The following is a 20,006-nucleotide window of genomic DNA, read 5'->3' as shown; positions in this document are numbered from 1 at the left end:
AACAAGTGTTCAATAAATCCGGAGAGGAGGCCGGTCGCCATGTTCAATGCCGTGATGCAATTCGATCTGGGCGAGGATGTGAATAGCCTGCGCGACATGGTGCACCGCTGGGCGCAGGAGCGGCTGAAGCCGATGGCGGCGCAAATCGATTCCAGCAACGCCTTCCCGCCCGAGCTGTGGCGCGAAATGGGCGACCTTGGCATTCTGGGCGTGACCGTCCCCGAGGAATACGGCGGCGCGGGAATGAGTTACCTTGCCCATGTCGTCGCGGTAGAGGAAGTGGCGCGCGCCTCGGCCAGTGTCTCGCTGTCCTACGGGGCGCATTCCAACCTTTGTGTGAACCAGATCAAGCTGAACGGCACCGACGCGCAGCGCGCGAAATACCTGCCGGGGCTGGTGTCGGGCGAACACGTTGGCGCGCTGGCGATGAGCGAGGCAGGCGCAGGCAGCGATGTGGTCTCGATGAAGCTGCGAGCCGAAAAGCGCAACGATCATTTCCGCCTGAACGGCAACAAGTACTGGATCACCAATGGCCCCGATGCCGACACGCTGGTGGTTTATGCCAAGACAGACCCCGAGGCCGGATCAAAAGGCATCACCGCCTTTCTGATCGAGAAGTCGATGAAAGGCTTCTCGACGTCGCCGCATTTCGACAAGCTGGGGATGCGCGGGTCGAACACGGCCGAGCTGATCTTTGAAGATGTCGAAGTGCCGTTTGAAAATGTCCTTGGCGAAGAAGGCAAGGGCGTGCGCGTGCTGATGTCGGGACTGGATTACGAACGTGTCGTGCTGGCTGGCATCGGGCTTGGCATCATGGCCGCCTGTCTGGACGAGGTGATGCCCTATATGGCCAGCCGCAAGCAATTCGGCCAGCCGATCGGGAATTTCCAGCTGATGCAGGGCAAGATCGCCGACATGTACACGGCGATGAATTCCGCCCGCGCCTATGTTTACGAGGTCGCCAAGGCCTGCGACCGGGGCGATGTGACGCGTCAGGATGCGGCGGCCTGCTGCCTGTACGCCAGCGAACAGGCGATGGTGCAGGCGCATCAGGCGGTGCAGGCGATGGGCGGCGCGGGCTTCCTGAACGACGCGCCCGTCGCGCGGATTTTCCGCGATGCCAAGCTGATGGAGATCGGCGCCGGCACCAGCGAAATCCGCCGGATGCTTGTGGGCCGCGAGCTGATGGGGGCCATGGCGTGAGCCGCCGGGCCACATCGGGGCACATGGGATGACCACGGGCCTGCCGTTTCTGGCGCCGGATGGCAGCTGGGATTTCCCCGATCGGCTGAACATGGCCGAGCAGTGCCTTGATCAGCTCTCCAGCCGCACGGCGATCATCGATCTGACCGGGCCGGACCGGCGCGATGTGACGTTTGGCGAACTGAACCGCATGGTCGACCGGGTTGCGACCCGGCTGCTGGCTGCGGTCGGCCCGGGTGACCGGGTCGGCGTTCTGCTGGGGCAGGGGATGTGGTGCGCGGCGGCGCATCTGGCGATCTGGAAGATCGGCGCGATTTCCGTCCCGTTGTTCAAGCTGTTCAAGCACGACGCCCTGGCTTCGCGCGTCCGCGACGCGGGGTGCGAATTGGTGCTGACCGACCCTGAAGGCGCCGATCTGCTGGGCGATCTGGCGCGCGCCTGGATGGTAGACGGCGGCAACGACCCGACCGGCCCGCTGGAATTTTTCGCCACCGGACCCGAGGATCCGGCGGTGCTGATCTATACCTCGGGCACGACCGGCACGCCCAAGGGTGCGCTGCATGGGCACCGTGTGCTGTCGGGGCATCTGCCCGGCGTGGTCGCCAGCCATGACGTGCTGGGCGAGGATGGTGACTGCCTGTGGACCCCGGCCGATTGGGCGTGGATCGGCGGGCTGTTCGACGTGCTGATGCCGGGGCTGTGCCTTGGTATCCCTGTGGTCGCCGCCCGCATGGCGCGCTTCACCCCCGAAGGCGCGGCCGAGATCATCCGCCGGGGCGCTGTGCGCAACGTGTTCTTTCCGCCCACCGCGCTGCGGATGCTGAAGGCCGCAGACATGGCGATTCCGGGCCTGCGCTCGATCGCCTCGGGCGGCGAGCCGCTGGGCGCCGAGATGCTGGCCTGGGGGCGGAAGGCTTTTGGGCTGGAAATCAACGAATTCTACGGCCAGACGGAATGCAACATGGTCGTTTCCTCTTGCGCGCGGCGCTTTCCGGCGCAGCCCGGTTGCATCGGAAAGCCGGTGATCGGGCACACCGTGGCGGTGATAGGCGAGTCCGGCCAACCCACCACCGACGAGGGCGACATCGCCGTACGGCGCGGGTCGGGGTCGATGATGCTGGGCTATTGGAACCGGCCCGAGGAAACCGCGCAGAAATACCGGGGCGACTGGATGCTCACCGGCGACCGGGGACAACACGAAGGCGACTACCTGCGCTTTGTCGGGCGCGAGGATGACGTGATCACCTCGGCCGGGTATCGCATCGGCCCCTCGGAGATCGAGGACTGCCTGCTGACGCATCCCGCCGTCGCAACTGTGGGCGTGGTCGGCAAACCCGACGACCTGCGGACGGAAATCGTCAAGGCCTATGTGGTGCTGAAACCGGGCGCGACGGCCACGGGGCCCGAGTTGCAGGACTGGGTGCGCGCCCGGCTGGCGATCTATTCCTACCCCCGCGAAATCGACTTTCTGGACGAGCTGCCGATGACCGTCACCGGCAAGGTCGTCCGCAAGGAACTGAAACGCCGCGCCGCGGCGGAAAGGGATCAGCTGCAATGAAACTGCAATCCAAGGCTCTGCCATCTTCGGATGCCTTCAAATCGAACATCGACGCGCATCTGGCCGCGCTGTCCGAAATCCGCGAAGCGGCGCAGGCCGCGGCTGCCGGTGGTGGAGAGCGCGCCCGCGACCGTCACCTGTCGCGGGGGAAGATGCTGCCGCGCGAAAGGGTTGCGAACCTGCTTGATCCCGGCTCGCCCTTTCTGGAAATCGGCGCCACGGCGGCGCATGGCATGTACGATGGCGCCGCGCCCGGTGCCGGGGTCATCGCGGGCATTGGCCGCGTCCATGGGCAAGAGGTGATGGTCGTCTGCAACGACGCCACCGTGAAGGGCGGCACCTACTACCCGGTCACGGTGAAGAAGCACCTGCGCGCGCAGGAAATCGCGATGCAGAACCATCTGCCCTGCGTCTACCTTGTCGATTCGGGCGGCGCGAACCTGCCCAACCAGGACGAGGTGTTCCCTGACCGCGACCATTTCGGGCGCATCTTCTACAACCAGGCGAATATGTCGGCCATGGGCATCCCGCAGATTGCCGTGGTGATGGGGTCCTGCACCGCCGGGGGTGCCTATGTGCCCGCGATGTCGGACGTAACAATCATCGTCAAGGAACAGGGCACCATCTTCCTGGCCGGTCCGCCGCTGGTGAAGGCCGCCATCGGAGAGGTGGTCTCCGCCGAAGATCTGGGTGGCGGCGATGTGCACACGCGCCTGTCGGGCGTGGCCGATTACCTGGCCGAGGACGACACCCACGCGCTGGCCCTGGCGCGGCGCGCGGTGGCGGGTCTGAACCGCACCCGGCCCGCAACGGTGCAGTGGCAGGCGGACGAGGAACCCGCCTATGACCCCGACGAGATCCTGGGCGTGGTGCCGCCCGACCTGAAAACCCCCTATGACATCCGCGAGGTCATCGCCCGCGTCGTCGACGGCAGCCGGTTTGACGAATTCAAGGCGCGGTTCGGCGAAACGCTCGTCTGTGGCTTTGCCCATGTGCGCGGCTGCCCGGTGGGGATCATCGCCAACAACGGCGTGCTGTTTTCCGAATCCGCGCAGAAGGGCGCGCATTTCGTGGAACTGTGCAGCCAGCGCAACATCCCGCTGGTGTTTCTGCAAAACATCACCGGCTTCATGGTGGGCCGCAAGTACGAGGCCGAAGGCATCGCGCGCCACGGGGCCAAGCTGGTGACGGCGGTCGCCACGACGAAGGTGCCGAAAATCACGCTGCTGGTCGGCGGATCCTATGGCGCGGGCAACTACGGCATGTGCGGACGCGCCTATTCTCCCCGTTTCCTGTGGACATGGCCCAACAGCCGCATTTCGGTCATGGGGGGCGAACAGGCGGCGGGCGTGCTGGCGACCGTCAAACGCGACGGGATCGAACGGCAGGGCGGCAGCTGGTCGGCCGAGGAAGAGGCCGCCTTCAAGCAGCCGACGCTGGATATGTTCGCGGAACAATCCCACCCGCTCTATGCCTCGGCCCGGTTGTGGGACGATGGCGTGATCGACCCGCGCAAGACACGCGACATCCTTGCGCTGTCGCTCTCGGCCTCGTTGAACGCGCCCATCGCGCCGACACGCTTTGGCGTGTTCCGGATGTGATGGCCCGGGCCTTTCATACATCAGAATTTCACGCGCGGCTGGCCCCTTGCGCCCCGCGCCGCGAAGGACATACCCATGTTTGATACGATCCTGATTGCCAACCGTGGCGAAATCGCCTGCCGCGTGATCCGCACCGCACAGGCGATGGGCCTGCGCTGCGTAGCCGTTTATTCCGATGCCGATGCGGGCGCGATGCACGTCCAGATGGCGGATGATGCTGTGCATATCGGCGGCCCGGCCCCGGCCGACAGCTACCTGAAGGGCGATGCGATCATCGCCGCTGCCAAGGACGCCGGCGCGCAGGCCATCCACCCCGGCTATGGCTTCCTGTCGGAAAACCCGGCCTTCGTCGAGGCGGTCGAAGCCGCCGGTCTGGTGTTCATCGGCCCCTCGGCCAAGGCCATCCGCGCGATGGGGCTGAAGGATGCCGCCAAGGCGCTGATGGAAGAGGCGGGCGTGCCCGTGGTGCCGGGCTATCACGGCGCCAATCAGGACGATGCGTTCCTGGCGGAACAGGCCGATGGCATCGGCTATCCCGTGCTGATCAAAGCGGTTGCGGGTGGTGGCGGCAAGGGGATGCGCCTTGTCGAAACACCGGCCGCATTCGCCGATGCCCTTGCCAGCGCCCGCAGCGAGGCGAAAACCGCCTTTGGCAACGCCGATGTGCTGGTGGAAAAATACGTCACCAAACCCCGCCATATCGAAGTGCAGGTGTTCGGCGACGGCAAAAACGCGGTGCATCTGTTCGAACGCGACTGTTCCTTGCAGCGCCGCCACCAGAAGGTGATCGAGGAAGCCCCCGCGCCGGGCATGACGCCTGAAATGCGCGCCGCCATGGGCGCCGCCGCCGTGCGCGCGGCCGAGGCGATCGGGTACAGCGGGGCAGGGACGATTGAATTCATTGTCGACGGCTCGGGCGGGCTGAACCCCGACCAGTTCTGGTTCATGGAGATGAACACCCGCCTTCAGGTCGAACACCCGGTGACCGAGGCGATCACCGGCGTCGATCTGGTGGAATGGCAGCTGCGCGTGGCCGCCGGTGAACCGCTGCCCATGGCGCAAGGCGATCTGACGATCAGCGGTCAAGCGTTCGAGGCGCGGCTGTATGCCGAAGACGTGCCAAAGGGCTTTCTGCCTGCGACCGGCACGCTGACCCATCTGCAATTTCCGGGTGATGCGCGGTCTGACACTGGCGTTCGGGCCGGAGACACGATCAGCCCCTGGTACGATCCGATGATCGCCAAGGTCATCGTGCATGGCCCCACGCGCGAAGTGGCGCTGCGCCGTCTGGCTCGCGCACTGGAACAGACCGAGGTGGGCGGCACGGTGACCAACCTTGCTTTCCTTGGCGCGCTGGCAACTCATGACGGCTTTGCCAAGGGCGACGTGGATACCGGGCTGATCGCGCGCGACATCGACGCTCTGGTGGTGCCGCCGAAGGCCGAACCGCGCCATGTGGCCGCCGCCGCGATGGCCGCGCTGAGGCTGACGGGCGCACCAGACTGGGCGCAGGGGTTGGTGCTTTGGGCGCCGCTCGATCGCTCGGTCGCGCTGGAATTTGGCGAAGAGGCTGTGACAGCCCGGCTGCGGATCCTCGCGCCCGACCATCACCAGTGGAGCATCGGTGACGACACGGTCGATGCCCACTGGCGCGATGGCGCGTGGCGCATTGGTGGGCGTGCGCTGCCGCCGCTGGCGGTCTCGGCCGGCACGGTCACCGTGTTCGACGGCTATGGCCTGCGGTTCGAGGTGATCGACCCGCTGGCGCGGGATGGCGGCAAATCGGGCGATGGTAACCTGATCATGGCGCCGATGCCGGGGCTGGTGAAGGCGGTCTTTGCAACCGTGGGGCAAGCCGTGTCCGAAGGCGACCGGCTGGCCGTGCTGGAGGCGATGAAGATGGAACATTCCCTGCTGGCCGAACGCGATGGTGTGGTGGCCGAGGTTCTGGCGTCCGAGGGCACGCAGGTCGAAGCCGGGGCTGCGTTGGTGCGTCTGGAAGAAGCAGAGGCGTAAACGATCCCCGTTGCCTTTGCGCGGCGAAGGCGAAAGACTGAAGCCAACCGTATCAGGGAGAAAGCGCATGGCGGGACGGGCAGAGATTTTCGAGGTGGGTCCGCGCGACGGGCTTCAGAATGAAAAGCGCAATATTCCGGTGGCGGAAAAGATCGCGCTGGTCGATTGCCTCAGCCGGGCGGGGTTTTCGCGCATCGAATGCGCCAGCTTCGTCAGCCCGAAGTGGGTGCCCCAGATGGCCGGCAGCGCCGAGGTGCTGGACGGCATCCAGCGGGCCGAGGGCGTGCGCTATGCCGCGCTCACGCCCAACATGCGCGGCTATGACGATGCGCTGGCGGCCAAGGCGGACGAAATCGCGGTTTTTGCCTCGGCGAGCGAGGGGTTCAGCCGCGCCAACATCAATGCCTCGATCGAGGAATCGCTGGAACGCTTTGCTCCGATGCTGGAGGCCGCGCGCCATATCGATCTGCCAGTGCGTGGCTACATCAGCTGCGTCACAGATTGCCCCTATGATGGCGATGTGGCGCCTGCGCAGGTCGCCGCCGTGGCCGACCGTCTGTTCGCGATGGGCTGCTATGAAATCTCGCTCGGCGACACGCTGGGCCGGGCCTCGCCCGACAAGGTGGCGCGGATGCTGCTGGCGGTACGCGACGTGGTGCCAGTGGGCCGTCTTGCAGGGCATTTCCACGACACCGGCGGCAAGGCGATTGCCAATATCGACGCGGCGCTGTCGCTGGGGGTGCGTGTTTTCGACGCCGCCGCCGGGGGGCTGGGCGGGTGCCCCTATGCGCCCGGCGCGGCGGGCAATGTCGCAACCGAAGCCGTGGCCGAGCACTTGGAGCGTCTTGGATACGACACCGGGCTTGACCTGGCCGTGATCCGCGAAGCCGCCGAAATGGCCCGTTCGATGCGCGCCGAATAACACGACAACAAGGAAATTCATATGTTCGAGACGATCCGGCTGACAACCGACGCGCGCGGCGTGGCCCGGCTGACCCTGGCCCGCGCCGAAAAGCACAACGCCATGTCGGCGCAGATGATCGCCGAACTGACCGAGGTGGCCGGCCAGATCGCCGTCGACAGCGCCATCCGCGTCGTCGTGCTGGATGCCGAGGGCAAGAGTTTCTGCGCCGGGGGCGACCTGCGCTGGATGCAGGCCCAGATGGAGGCCGACCGCGACACCCGCTTTCGCGAGGCGCGCAAGCTAGCCGAGATGCTGTTTGCGCTGAACACGCTGCCGCAGCCGCTGATCGGGGCGGTGCAGGGCAATGCCTTTGGCGGCGGCATGGGGCTGATCAGCGTCTGCGACGTGGCGATTGCCGCTGAGGGCGCGAAATTCGGCTTTACCGAAACGCGGCTGGGGCTGATCCCGGCCACCATCAGCCCCTATTGTCTGGCCCGCATGGGCGAGGCGATGGCACGGCGCGTCTTCATGTCGGCGCGCCTCTTCGACGGGGCCGAGGCAATGCTGCTGGGCCTGCTGTCGCAGGTGGTTGCCCACGATGCGCTGGAGCAGGCGGTCGAAGCCGAGGTGGTGCCTTACCTGTCTTGCGCGCCCACGGCGGTCGCGGCCTCGAAACGGCTGGCGCGGCGGCTGGGGCCGGTGATCGACGACGCGGTGATCGACGACACCATCCGCGCCCTGGCCGAACAATGGGAAACCGAAGAGGCCCGCGCCGGGGTCGCCGCCTTCTTTGCCCGCGAAAAGGCGCCCTGGATCACCGCTTGAAATGTCTTGGCAGATCAAATGAACGGCGGCTAGGATGCCGCCGTTTTTGATGTATTGCACAGGGCGGAATTTCGATGGGGGCAGGGCTTAAGACCAGCGGCGGCGAAACCAACAGCGGCGTCGTGGTGTCGCGCAACTTTCAGGAAGACGTATTCACAGCGCCGGTGGTGTTGAAAAACGGCGATACGGTCGTGACGTGGCTGGACCCGAACACCGGCGACCTGTTTCAGCGGCGGCTCCCTGCGGATGGCAGCGCCCCGGGCTCCGTGGCCGAGCTCACCGATGCCGCCAGCGGCTTTGCCGTCAGTTCCGGGGCCGAGCCGCTGAAAGGCGGGGGCTATGCGGTGTTCTGGATGGAAAGCGGCAGCGACGGCGGGGTGGCCAGAGTTGCCCTGTTCAACGATGACGGCAGCCTGCGCAGCCCGGCCGCCACCATCAGCGGCGCGGGGGAAATCATCGGCGGCGCGATTGCCGGCACCACGCTGAACAACGGCAACCTGCTGGTTACATGGACCGAATTCGTCGCCGGCGAGGGGTTCAAGACCCACGGGCGCATCGTCAAACAGGATGGCAGCTTTGCCGGAGGGGAAAAATCTCTGGATCAGGGCGTAAGCTTTGAGCAGGCCGCGCAGGATGTCGCGGGGCTGGGCACCGGGCAATTTGTGCAGGTCTGGCAGGAATACAGCGGCGATCTGACCAACAAGGCCGATGTGAAGATGCAGGTGTTTACCAAGACCGGCGCGCCGGTGGGGGCGGCGGTGACGGTGAACACCCTGACCACGGGCGACCAGTTCGCGCCCAAGGTCGCGGCGTTGAAGGACGGCGGCTTCGTCGTGACATGGTGGGGCAGCCTGAACGCCGACGGGTCGTCCTGGGGCGTCTTCGCTCAGCGGTTCGACGATGGCGGCACAAAGCTGGGCGGCGAATTTCAGGTCAACACCACCACCTACAGCCAGCAGTGGACGCCCGAGGTGATCGGCCTTGCCGATGGCGGCTTCCTGGTGGCCTGGCAAAGTTTCGATCAGGACGGCAGCGGAGAGGCTATCGTCGGCCAGCGGTTCGCCGCCAACGGCAGCATGGTGGGCGATGAATTCATCATCAACAGCTCGACATCGGCGGCTCAGTGGAATGCGGGGATCGCGGGGAATGCCAGCGGCGATGTGGTTGTCACCTGGCAATCGCATCACCTTGGCGGCACGCAATGGCAAGTGATGAGCCAGGGCTTTGACACCGGAGTCGTCGGCACCGATGCCGCCGAAACCCTGCGCGATACCAACGGCCTGAACCTGCTCGAGGGTTTCGGCGGGCGCGACCGCATCTTTGGCCTGAACGGAAACGACTCGATCTTCGGCGGCAATGGCAATGACAAGCTCGATGGCGGGAACGGGCGCGATCTGCTGGTTGGCGGTCGCGGACGCGACACGCTGATCGGTGGCGCACATAACGACATACTGAAGGGCAACGGCGGCGCTGATACCTTTGTCTTTGACGGGCTGGCCGACGAAGGACGAGACCGTATCATTGGGTTTCAGGACGGGATCGACCACATTCGCGTCACCGGAAGCAGCTTTGCGAACACGCAGATCGACTCGTTCGGAGCGAATGGCGCGCTGGTGACTTTGGAAGGCGGCACCGAAATCGTGTTGAAAGGTATCACCCCGGGTCAGTTGACCCATGCGGATTTCGATTTTTTGTGACGGCGGGGCGGCGCACCGATAAAGTATGCCGCGCTGCAGTATTTTTGTGGCGTGGCAGGGGCGGGGCCTCTTGCGACACCTCTTGCGCCCACAAGCGGTCAGTCGTTAACGATTTATGAAGACTTGTGAAACCCAATGCCCCGGTGCGTCAAATCGCATGCAACCAATGCGGTTCGGGCCGTTGACCCTCCTGACCGGCGGGGCTAGAGAGGGGCAGGGTCAACACGCCACTTGACGGCCCGGGCCACGGCTCGGCGCAGCAAAAGGAGCCACTCGTGGAAGAGATGTTGCGGGAATATCTTCCCATTCTGGTGTTTTTGGCAGTCGCAATCGGGTTCGGGCTGGTCCTGATCCTTGCGGCGGTCGTGATCGCGGTGCGCAACCCCGATCCCGAAAAGGTCAGCGCCTACGAATGCGGCTTCAACGCTTTTGACGATGCGCGCATGAAATTCGATGTCCGGTTCTACCTGGTGTCGATCCTGTTCATCATCTTCGATCTTGAAATCGCCTTCCTGTTCCCTTGGGCCGTGGCCTTCAAGGACATCAGCATGGCAGGCTTCTGGTCGATGATGGTTTTCCTTGGCGTCCTGACCATCGGATTCGCCTATGAATGGAAGAAAGGGGCACTGGAATGGCAGTGACCAATGAAACACCGCTGGTGACCGACGTGCAGGGCAGCGGCCAGCAGGCCGACCGCGTGAAATCGGGCCCGTCGTCGCTGGCGCCCTATGCCGCCGGGGCCGACCGCGAGGTGGCGACCAGCGCGCTGAACGCCGAGTTGCAGGACAAGGGCTTCCTGCTCACCTCGTCCGAAGACCTTATCAACTGGGCACGCACCGGCTCGCTGCACTGGATGACCTTCGGCCTTGCCTGCTGCGCGGTCGAGATGATGCACACCTCGATGCCGCGCTACGACGCCGAACGCTTCGGCATCGCGCCGCGCGCCTCTCCGCGCCAGTCCGACGTGATGATCGTGGCCGGCACGCTGACCAACAAGATGGCCCCGGCGCTGCGCAAGGTCTACGACCAGATGCCGGAACCGCGCTATGTGATCTCGATGGGGTCCTGCGCCAACGGCGGCGGCTACTACCACTACTCCTACTCGGTGGTGCGTGGCTGTGACCGGATCGTTCCGGTCGACATCTATGTGCCGGGCTGCCCGCCCACGGCCGAGGCGCTGCTGTATGGCCTGCTGCAACTGCAACGCAAGATTCGCCGCACGGGGACGATTGTAAGATGAGCGATGCGCTGAACGAACTGGGCGCCCATATTGAAGCCAAGCGGCCTGATTGCGTGCTGGCATGGGATGTCACCCACGGCGAGTTGAACATCGACGTGACGCCGGGCAACATTCCCGGCTTCATCGAGTTCCTGAAGGCCGACAGCGCCTGCCGCTTCTCCTCGCTGGTCGATATCACGGCGGTGGATTACCCCGAGCGGGTGAAACGGTTCGACGTGGTCTATCACCTGCTGTCGATGTACCAGAACCAGCGCATCCGCCTGCGCGCCTCGGTCCGCGAAGAAGACATGGTGCCCTCGATCGTCGCCATCCACCCCTCGGCCAACTGGTTCGAGCGCGAAGTCTACGACATGTTCGGCATCCTGTTCTCGGGCCACCCCGACCTGCGCCGCATCCTGACCGACTACGGCTTCCGCGGCTTCCCGCTGCGCAAGGATTTCCCGACCACCGGCTATACCGAGGTCCGCTATGACGAGGCGCAGAAGCGCGTCGTCTACGAACCCGTCTCGCTGGTGCAGGAATACCGCCAGTTCGATTTCATGAGCCCGTGGGAGGGTGCCGAATACATCCTCCCGGGTGACGAAAAGAAAGAAGGGGCAAAGTGATGGACGGCTCCAAAGGTTTCGAAGACGCCCTGACGGGCGAACAGAAGATCCGCAACTTCAACATCAACTTCGGCCCGCAACACCCTGCGGCGCACGGGGTTCTGCGGCTTGTGCTGGAACTTGACGGCGAAATCGTCGAACGCTGCGACCCGCATATCGGCCTGCTGCACCGTGGCACCGAAAAGCTGATGGAATCGCGGACCTACCTGCAGAACCTGCCCTATTTCGACCGGCTCGATTATGTGGCCCCGATGAACCAGGAACATGCCTGGTGCCTGGCCATCGAAAAGCTGACCGGTGTGCAGGTGCCGCGCCGCGCCTCGCTGATCCGGGTGCTTTACTCCGAAATCGGCCGCGTGCTGAACCACCTGCTGAACGTCACCACGCAGGCGATGGACGTGGGCGCGCTGACCCCGCCGCTCTGGGGCTTCGAGGAACGCGAAGACCTGATGATCTTCTACGAACGGGCCTGCGGCGCACGTTTGCACGCAGCCTATTTCCGCCCCGGTGGCGTGCATCAGGATCTGCCCGCCGGTCTGCTCGACGATATCGAGGCCTGGGCCAAACGGTTCCCGAACCGGCTGGATGACATCGACGAGCTGCTGACAGAAAACCGCATCTTCAAGCAGCGCAACGTCGATATCGGCGTGGTGAGCGAGGAAGACATCCAGCTTTACGGTTTCTCGGGCGTGATGGTGCGCGGATCGGGCCTGGCATGGGATCTGCGGCGCGCGCAGCCCTATGAATGCTACGACGAATTCGAATTCCAGGTGCCCGTCGGCAAGAACGGCGACTGCTACGATCGCTACCTCTGCCGGATGGAGGAAATGCGCCAGTCGACGCATATCATCCTGCAATGTATTGAAAAACTCCGCGCGCCCGAAGGGCAGGGCGATGTTCTGGCCCGGGGCAAGATCACCCCGCCGTCTCGTGGTGACATGAAAACCTCGATGGAAAGCCTGATCCACCACTTCAAGCTCTACACCGAAGGGTTCCACGTGCCCGCCGGCGAAGTCTATGCCGCCGTCGAGGCTCCCAAGGGCGAATTCGGCGTCTACCTTGTGGCCGATGGCACCAACAAACCCTACCGCGCCAAGCTGCGCGCGCCGGGCTACCTGCACCTGCAGGCGATGGACCATGTCGCAGGCGGTCACCAGCTGGCCGACGTGGCCGCGATCATCGGCACGATGGACATCGTGTTCGGCGAGGTCGACCGCTGATGCGTGCCCGGCTTCTTTTCGGTCAAACTACTCTCGCCGGAGGCTCCGCCGCCGGCGACCCGCACAGGAATGTAATCTAGATGCTCCGCCGTTTGCACCCCGTCCAGCCCGACAGCTTTGCCTTCACGCCCGACAACCTTGCCTGGGCCGAAGCGCAGATGACGAAATATCCCGAAGGCCGTCAGGCCAGCGCGATCATTCCGCTGCTCTGGCGCGCACAGGAACAGGAAGGCTGGCTGACCCGCGCCGCCATCGAAGGCGTGGCCGACATGCTGGGCATGGCGCGTATTCGCGCGCTGGAAGTGGCCTCGTTCTACTTCATGTTTCAGCTGCAACCGGTTGGGTCGGTGGCGAACATCCAGATTTGTGGCACCACCTCCTGCATGATCTGCGGCGCCGAGGATCTGGTGTCGGTCTGCAAGGAAAAGATCGCCGAGAAGCCGCACCAGCTGAGCGAAGATGGTAAATTCTCGTGGGAAGAGGTTGAATGCCTCGGCTCCTGCGCGAACGCGCCCATGGCCCAGATCGGCAAGGACTACTATGAAGACCTGACCGCCAAGCGATTGGGCGAAATCATCGACGAACTGGCCGCTGGCAAGGTGCCGGTTCCGGGCCCTCAGAACGGGCGCTATGCGTCGGAACCGCTGTCCGGCCTGACCAGCCTGACCGAATACGACAGCGGCCGCACACAGTATAACGCCAGCGTGCAGCTGGCGACCGACATTGGCGATACGGTCAAGCGCATCGACGGGACCGAGGTGCCGCTGCTGACGCCCTGGCAGAAAGCCGATGAAAACACCGAGACGAAGGCGAAACCGGCCGATGAACCGCGTCCGTCCAAGGGCAAGCCCGCCGACAAGACCGGCGTGACCGAACAGGAAGCGCAGGAACAGGAAAAGGCGCGCCCAAAGCCCGCTTCGGGCGGAACGCCGCAGGCTGAAGCGGCCGAGGCCGGCGAAAAGCCCGCAACTCTGGACGCAGCCCGCGACGGGGGCCCGGACGATCTGAAACTGATCAAGGGCGTCGGGCCAAAGCTCGAAGGCATGTTGCATTCGATGGGCTTCTACCATTTCGACCAGATCGCCGCATGGACCCCGCAAGAGGTCGCCTGGGCCGATCAGAACCTTGTTGGCTTCAAGGGCCGCGTCAGCCGTGATAACTGGGTCGATCAGGCGCGCCACCTGTCCGAAGGCGGCGAGACGGAATTTTCCAAGCGGGCAAAGAAAGACGGGATGTACGACGAATAGGGCACGGACGCAGGGACTAGGGGAATTCGATGACGCAGACCAACGAACAGGGCGAATGCCAGAAGCGATGCTGGTATTACGGCGGGCTTGCAGGCGCGGCCGTTTTCCTTTTGGCGCGTCTGTTCACGGACATCGCGTTCTTCCCCGCGCTGGTGGCTGCGGTGATCGTATTCACCGGTGTCGGCTTTGTTCTGGTGACCAGCTGGTGCAGCGACAAGGACTCCAAGGCGAAACCGGTCAGCCCCAAGGCAACGGTGGCGACAACGCCGGCCCCGCTTCCGGCCAGCGCGCCAGCCGAGCCTCAAGCCGAGCCAAAATCCGACCCCAAGCCCGCTCCGCAGGCCCCGTCAGAACCGACGCGATCGATGGTTCAGCCATCGACACCCCTGGCCGGGCAGGCCGAACTGGCGTCACGCAAAGGCACATGGCGTTATGAGAGCGCGGCGGAAGACGCGGCCCTTGCAGGCGCACCAACGGGATTGACGGTGCCCCGCGACAGTGGTGCTGACGATCTGAAGAAAATCAAGGGCATCGGCCCCAAGGTTGAAACCATGCTGAACGATCTTGGCATCTATCACTACGACCAGATCGCCGCGTTCTCGGATGCGGAACTGGCATGGGTGGATGACAATCTGAAAGGCTTCCGTGGCCGCGCCAGCCGCGACAACTGGGTCGCACAGGCGAAGGATTTGCGCGCATGACGGGCCCGACGCCACAGAAACGCGCTGGCCAGCGCACGGCGTTGCTGATCGCGGGCATCGGAGTTCTGTGGATCGGGGCCAATGCGGCGGGAGCCTACTTCGGGTGGTCGAACCGCACGCGGGCGCTGTTTGATCTGGCGGCACTGGCAGGCTTTGGCTTTGCGCTGTTGCAAACATTCATTCTCTGGCGCAAACGCCAGCACGACGACAAGGGTTAGGCAGATGCTGAAAGACCAGGACCGTATCTTTACCAATCTCTACGGGATGCACGACCGTACCCTGAAGGGCGCGCAATCGCGTGGCCATTGGGATGGAACCGCCGGCATCATCGAAAAGGGCCGCGACTGGATCATCCAGCAGATGAAGGACAGCGGGCTGCGCGGGCGCGGCGGCGCGGGCTTTCCCACCGGTCTGAAATGGTCGTTCATGCCCAAGGGCAGCGATGGGCGTCCGCATTACCTTGTGGTCAACGCCGACGAATCCGAACCGGCGACCTGCAAGGACCGTGAAATCATGCGCCACGATCCGCACACGCTGATCGAGGGCTGCCTGATCGCGTCTTTCGCGATGGGTGCACATGCGGCTTATATCTATATCCGGGGCGAATACATCCGCGAGAAAGAGGCGCTGCAAGCCGCGATCGACGAGTGTTACGACGCCGGTCTGCTGGGCCGGAACGCCGCCAAGTCCGGCTGGGATTTCGACCTGTACCTGCATCACGGCGCGGGCGCCTATATCTGCGGCGAGGAAACCGCGCTGCTGGAAAGCCTCGAAGGCAAGAAGGGCATGCCCCGGATGAAGCCGCCGTTCCCGGCAGGCGCAGGGCTGTACGGCTGCCCGACCACGGTGAACAACGTTGAATCCATCGCCGTGGCGCCCACCATCCTGCGCCGGGGGCCGGAATGGTTTTCGTCCTTTGGCCGCCCCAACAACGTGGGTACCAAGCTGTTCGCGCTGACCGGCCACGTCAACAACCCCTGCGTATTCGAGGAACAGATGTCGCTGCCCGTGCGCGAGCTGATCGAAAAGCACGGCGGCGGGGTGCGCGGCGGCTGGGACAACCTCAAGGCGATCATCCCGGGCGGAGCCTCTTGCCCCATCCTGCCGAAAGACGCGCTGGAAGACGCGATCATGGATTTCGACTGGATGCGCGAAAACAAATCGTCCTTCGGCACCGGCTGCATGATCGTGATGGACCAGAACACCGACGTGATCAAAGCGGTCTGGCGGCTGTCAAAGTTCTTCAAGCATGAAAGCTGCGGCCAGTGCACGCCCTGCCGCGAAGGCACCGGCTGGATGATGCGGGTGATGGACCGTCTTGTGACCGGCGATGCCGAGGTCGAGGAAATCGACATGCTGCTGGATGTAACGAAGCAGGTCGAAGGCCACACCATCTGTGCCCTTGGCGATGCGGCCGCCTGGCCGATCCAGGGCCTGATCCGCCATTTCCGCAACGAAATCGAAGACCGGATCAAACACAAACGCACCGGCCGCGTCAGCGCGGTTGCGGCGGAGTAAGCGATGATGGGGCGCGGCGTTCTTACGGCCATTGTGGTGCTGGCAGGGCTTGCCGGTTGCGCGAATGAGGCGCAGCTGACCGATCCGCGCGCGCTTGCTCTGGTGCGGATGCCCGGGCCCCAGCATTACGCCGAACGCGCCGTCGCGCGCGAGTTGGTGGGCCGTTGCGTCGCCTTCACCTATGACCAGCAACTGGCCGAAACCATGAGCCGCATTCGCGTGAAATCGGGGCTTGAGACCGAAATCCAGGTGCGCGGCGCGGCCGAGCTGGAAAGCGATGTCAAACGGCGCTCGCTGGCCGCGAAATACGGTGGCAGCTGGGGCGGCCTGGATGCCTGCGCGGTGCTGCGGGGCGAAACGGCCTCGGGCACGCCGCTGTCGTCAATTGTCAGGCAAAGGGGGTAGGGCGATGCATGTTATGAAACTGGCACTTGCCACGGGTGTACTGGCGCTGGCGCTTGCAGGCTGCACTTCGAAGGACGACCGCGTGACGTTTGATGGTCTGTATTTCAAGGCGAAATCCAACAAGATCGACGACGATCTGTCGCGCTTTACGGTCGAGGTGGACCGCGTGTCGCAATCTCTGGACGCCGCGCGCGAGGCGGGCGGCTATGAAGGCACGCGCTATTGCATCGCCAATTTCGGCACCTCGCGGATCGACTGGGTTGTTGGTCCCGAAACACCTCCGCAGGCGTTGCAGGTGGTCAAGGACACGCTGATCTTTCAGGGTGAATGCAATCCATGAGCCGGGATTTGCCGCATATCCCTGCCAGAAGGCCGCTGTTATTGAATAGCGGTGCGGAACGTGGTGCCCATGCGCTTTCCATGAAAGGGAAGAGTATGATGACACATATTGCAAAACCTGCGGTGGCTGCGGCCTTGATCCTCGGGCTGTCGGCCGCCTCTCCTGTGCTGTCGAAACCGTCGCTGCGCGATGTGCCCGAAATCGAGAATTCGCTGTTTTCCATCGCCATCGCCGACGAGGTGCGCGACCAGTGCGACGGGATCAGCGCGCGGCTGCTGAAGGCAATCGGCCAGTTGCGCGCGCTCAAGGCGCGGGCGAATGACCTTGGTTACAGCGACGATGAAATACGGGCCTATGTCGAATCCGATGGCGAAAAGGCCAGAATGCGCGCCAAGGGCGAGGCATTCCTGAAACAGAACGGTGTGCGTCTTGACGCCCCGGAAACCTTCTGCGCCTTCGGGCATGCGGAAATTGCGAAGAACAGCGCGATCGGTGCGCTACTGAGGGCCAGATAGATATGTCCGATCTCAAAAAGATCATCATCGACGGAAACGAGCTCGAAGTGGACGGGGCAATGACGCTTATCCAGGCCTGTGAACAGGCCGGCGTCGAGGTTCCGCGGTTCTGCTATCACGAACGGCTGTCGATTGCGGGCAACTGCCGGATGTGCCTTGTCGAGGTCGTTGGTGGCCCGCCGAAACCGGCGGCCAGCTGCGCCATGCAGGTGCGCGATCTGCGCCCCGGCCCCGAAGGCCAGCCCCCGGTGGTGAAGACCAACAGCCCGATGGTCAAGAAGGCCCGCGAGGGCGTGATGGAATTCTTGCTGATCAACCACCCGCTGGACTGCCCGATCTGCGATCAGGGCGGCGAGTGTGACCTTCAGGATCAGGCGATGGCCTATGGCGTCGATTTCAGCCGCTTCCGCGAGGCAAAGCGCGCCAGCGAAGACCTGAACCTTGGCCCGCTTGTCGAAACCCACATGACGCGCTGCATTTCCTGCACCCGTTGCGTGCGCTTCACCACCGAAGTCGCCGGGATCACCCAGATGGGCCAGACCGGTCGCGGTGAAGATGCCGAGATCACCAGCTATCTGGGCGAAACGCTGGATTCGAACATGCAGGGCAACATCATCGACCTGTGCCCCGTGGGCGCTCTGGTGTCGAAGCCCTATGCCTTTACCGCCCGCCCGTGGGAACTGACCAAGACCGAAACCATCGACGTGATGGATGCGCTTGGCTCGAACATCCGGGTCGATACCAAGGGCCGCGAAGTGATGCGGATTCTGCCGCGCAACCATGACGGTGTGAACGAGGAATGGATTTCCGACAAGACGCGCTTTGTTTGGGACGGTCTTCGCCGTCAGCGTCTGGACACGCCCTATATCCGCGAAAACGGCAAGCTGCGCAAAGCGGGCTGGGGCGAGGCGCTGACCGCCGCCGCCGCCGCGATGAAGGGCAAGACAGTCGCCGGGATCGTGGGCGATCTGGCCCCGGTCGAGGCCGCGTTCGCGCTGAAACAGCTGATCGAGGGGCAGGGCGGCGTTGTCGAATGCCGCACCGATGGCGCCAAGCTGCCGGCAGGCAACCGTTCGGGCTATGCCGGGACAGCGTCGATCGAAGATCTGGACGATGCCAATGGCATTCTGCTGATCGGCACCAACCCGGCGATTGAATCGCCGGTGCTGAACGCGCGTATCCGCAAGGCTTGGCTGCGCGGGGCGACGGTTGGCGTGGTGGGCGAAGCGCCCGACCTCAGCTATGACTATCACCATTTCGGCAATGACCGCGCCGCACTGGCCGAGCATGTGAAAACCGCCAAGTCGGAGCCCGTGGGCGAGGATGAGCGCGGCATCGTGATCGTCGGGCAGGGCGCCCTGCGCGAGGCCGATGGCGCCGCCGTTCTGGGTGCCGCGATGGAAATCGCCACCGCCCGTCAGGCGAAACTGCTGATCCTGCACACCGCCGCCAGCCGCGTCGGCGCGATGGACGTGGGCGCGGTGAACGATCGCGGGATGGATGCCGTGTCCGAGGCCGAGGTGATCTATAACCTTGGCGCGGACGAGGTGGAAATCGCCGAGGGCGCCTTTGTGATCTATCAGGGCAGCCATGGCGACCGGGGCGCGCATCGGGCCGACATCATCCTGCCCGGCGCCGCCTATACCGAGGAATCGGGCCTGTTCGTGAACACCGAAGGCCGCCCGCAGCTGGCGCTGCGCGCCGGGTTCGCGCCGGGTGAGGCCAAGGAAAACTGGGCCATCCTGCGCGCGCTGTCGGGCGAGCTGGGCAGCGCCTTGCCCTTCGACAGCCTGGCGCAGCTGCGTCAGAAGCTGGTCGCCGAGGTGCCGCACCTGGCCGATATCGACGAGGTGCCGGAAAACGAATGGGTCGCGGTTGAACCCGGCTCGCTGGGCGAGGCAAGTTTCGTGCCCGCGATCAGCGATTTCTACCTGACCAACCCCATCGCCCGCGCCAGCGCGCTGATGGCGGAGCTGTCGGCCAATGCCAAGGCCCGCCGGGCCGAGAAGATCGCCGCCGAATGAGCCGGATCGCCGTCATATCGGCGCTGGCCCTTGCGGCCTGTGGCACGGCGAATGCGCCCGAGGCCGCTGTGCCCGTGCCCGGCTACCAGGGCATCGAAACCAGTCTGCTGGCCGATGACCTTGTGCGCTTTGACGTGACGATGACCAATGTTTCGCAGCCCAACCAGCTGCGGGATTATGCGGAATGTGCCGCCGCGCAATACGCGCTGATCCGGGGTTTCGGATTTGCGCGTCATCTGCGCACGAATGTTGATGAAAAGGGTGGCGTGTGGGTGGCGGATGCTGTTTACACCATCTCGCCATCGCTGCCCCGCGGGCTGGAAACGCTTGACGCCGAAGTCGTCGTCGCCAGCTGCGCGGAAAACGGGATACCCACGGTGTGAGGAC

General features: G+C 64.3%; 20 protein-coding genes. All 20 read left to right on the top strand.

Annotated features, from left to right (window positions below; translation table 11 throughout):
- The first annotated feature begins 39 nt into the window (after positions 1 to 39).
- The 20 genes from FGK64_RS02265 (at position 40) to FGK64_RS02170 (ending at position 20,002) form a co-directional block, all read left to right on the top strand.
- Entirely contained in the window at positions 40 to 1,203 is a 1,164-nt protein-coding gene (locus FGK64_RS02265) for an isovaleryl-CoA dehydrogenase (RefSeq protein ID WP_138862177.1), read from the top strand.
- A gap of 28 nt (positions 1,204 to 1,231) precedes the next feature.
- Positions 1,232 to 2,761, top strand: a complete 1,530-nt coding sequence (locus tag FGK64_RS02260; RefSeq protein ID WP_138862176.1) for an AMP-binding protein — start codon at positions 1,232 to 1,234, stop codon at positions 2,759 to 2,761.
- Entirely contained in the window at positions 2,758 to 4,362 is a 1,605-nt protein-coding gene (locus FGK64_RS02255; protein WP_138862175.1) for a carboxyl transferase domain-containing protein, read from the top strand. Before FGK64_RS02260 ends, FGK64_RS02255 begins: the two co-directional genes overlap by 4 nt.
- Before the next feature lie 75 nt (positions 4,363 to 4,437).
- A complete protein-coding gene (locus tag FGK64_RS02250) occupies positions 4,438 to 6,378 on the top strand; it encodes an acetyl/propionyl/methylcrotonyl-CoA carboxylase subunit alpha (protein ID WP_138862174.1) in 1,941 nt (646 codons plus the stop codon).
- Between the two features lie 67 nt (positions 6,379 to 6,445).
- Positions 6,446 to 7,300, top strand: a complete 855-nt coding sequence (locus tag FGK64_RS02245) for a hydroxymethylglutaryl-CoA lyase (protein ID WP_138862173.1) — start codon at positions 6,446 to 6,448, stop codon at positions 7,298 to 7,300.
- A gap of 21 nt (positions 7,301 to 7,321) precedes the next feature.
- Complete coding sequence (locus FGK64_RS02240; protein WP_138862172.1) at positions 7,322 to 8,107, top strand: crotonase/enoyl-CoA hydratase family protein; 786 nt, start codon at positions 7,322 to 7,324, stop codon at positions 8,105 to 8,107.
- A gap of 74 nt (positions 8,108 to 8,181) precedes the next feature.
- Complete coding sequence (locus FGK64_RS22690) at positions 8,182 to 9,804, top strand: calcium-binding protein (RefSeq protein ID WP_138862171.1); 1,623 nt, start codon at positions 8,182 to 8,184, stop codon at positions 9,802 to 9,804.
- A gap of 275 nt (positions 9,805 to 10,079) precedes the next feature.
- Positions 10,080 to 10,445, top strand: coding sequence for an NADH-quinone oxidoreductase subunit A (locus FGK64_RS02230; protein ID WP_138862170.1), 366 nt, complete (start codon positions 10,080 to 10,082; stop codon positions 10,443 to 10,445).
- Positions 10,436 to 11,044 carry a NuoB/complex I 20 kDa subunit family protein gene (locus FGK64_RS02225; protein ID WP_138862169.1) on the top strand — a complete coding sequence of 203 codons (609 nt, stop codon included), beginning with the start codon at positions 10,436 to 10,438 and terminating at the stop codon, positions 11,042 to 11,044. Before FGK64_RS02230 ends, FGK64_RS02225 begins: the two co-directional genes overlap by 10 nt.
- A complete protein-coding gene (locus FGK64_RS02220) occupies positions 11,041 to 11,649 on the top strand; it encodes an NADH-quinone oxidoreductase subunit C (protein WP_138862168.1) in 609 nt (202 codons plus the stop codon). The genes FGK64_RS02225 and FGK64_RS02220 overlap by 4 nt, the downstream gene beginning before the upstream one ends.
- Positions 11,649 to 12,869, top strand: a complete 1,221-nt coding sequence (locus FGK64_RS02215; RefSeq protein ID WP_138862167.1) for an NADH-quinone oxidoreductase subunit D — start codon at positions 11,649 to 11,651, stop codon at positions 12,867 to 12,869. Before FGK64_RS02220 ends, FGK64_RS02215 begins: the two co-directional genes overlap by 1 nt.
- Before the next feature lie 80 nt (positions 12,870 to 12,949).
- Positions 12,950 to 14,116 (top strand): NADH-quinone oxidoreductase subunit E, encoded by a 1,167-nt coding sequence (locus FGK64_RS02210; RefSeq protein ID WP_138862166.1) that lies wholly within the window; start codon positions 12,950 to 12,952, stop codon positions 14,114 to 14,116.
- Positions 14,117 to 14,145: 29 nt separating this feature from the next.
- Entirely contained in the window at positions 14,146 to 14,817 is a 672-nt protein-coding gene (locus FGK64_RS02205; protein WP_138862165.1) for an endonuclease, read from the top strand.
- Positions 14,814 to 15,035: a DUF5337 domain-containing protein gene (locus FGK64_RS02200; RefSeq protein WP_138862164.1), complete on the top strand. Its 222-nt coding sequence runs from the start codon at positions 14,814 to 14,816 to the stop codon at positions 15,033 to 15,035. Before FGK64_RS02205 ends, FGK64_RS02200 begins: the two co-directional genes overlap by 4 nt.
- Before the next feature lie 4 nt (positions 15,036 to 15,039).
- Positions 15,040 to 16,335, top strand: coding sequence for an NADH-quinone oxidoreductase subunit NuoF (nuoF, locus tag FGK64_RS02195; RefSeq protein ID WP_138862163.1), 1,296 nt, complete (start codon positions 15,040 to 15,042; stop codon positions 16,333 to 16,335).
- Between the two features lie 3 nt (positions 16,336 to 16,338).
- Positions 16,339 to 16,740 (top strand): hypothetical protein, encoded by a 402-nt coding sequence (locus FGK64_RS02190; protein ID WP_138862162.1) that lies wholly within the window; start codon positions 16,339 to 16,341, stop codon positions 16,738 to 16,740.
- A 4-nt stretch (positions 16,741 to 16,744) separates the two neighbouring features.
- A complete protein-coding gene (locus FGK64_RS02185) occupies positions 16,745 to 17,080 on the top strand; it encodes a hypothetical protein (protein ID WP_246057650.1) in 336 nt (111 codons plus the stop codon).
- 95 nt (positions 17,081 to 17,175) lie between these two features.
- Positions 17,176 to 17,595: a DUF5333 domain-containing protein gene (locus tag FGK64_RS02180; protein WP_425456591.1), complete on the top strand. Its 420-nt coding sequence runs from the start codon at positions 17,176 to 17,178 to the stop codon at positions 17,593 to 17,595.
- Positions 17,596 to 17,597: 2 nt separating this feature from the next.
- The gene (gene nuoG, locus FGK64_RS02175; RefSeq protein WP_138862160.1) at positions 17,598 to 19,619 is read left to right on the top strand and encodes an NADH-quinone oxidoreductase subunit NuoG; all 2,022 of its coding nucleotides are present in this window, start codon (positions 17,598 to 17,600) and stop codon (positions 19,617 to 19,619) included.
- The gene (locus FGK64_RS02170) at positions 19,616 to 20,002 is read left to right on the top strand and encodes a hypothetical protein (protein WP_138862159.1); all 387 of its coding nucleotides are present in this window, start codon (positions 19,616 to 19,618) and stop codon (positions 20,000 to 20,002) included. The genes nuoG and FGK64_RS02170 overlap by 4 nt, the downstream gene beginning before the upstream one ends.
- Positions 20,003 to 20,006: the final 4 nt, after the last annotated feature.

This window comes from Arenibacterium halophilum (assembly GCF_005938225.1).
Classification (GTDB): Bacteria; Pseudomonadota; Alphaproteobacteria; order Rhodobacterales; family Rhodobacteraceae; genus Arenibacterium; species Arenibacterium halophilum.
The sequence above is the reverse complement of the archived record's forward strand: the minus strand, read 5'-3'. Positions and strand labels throughout refer to the sequence as shown.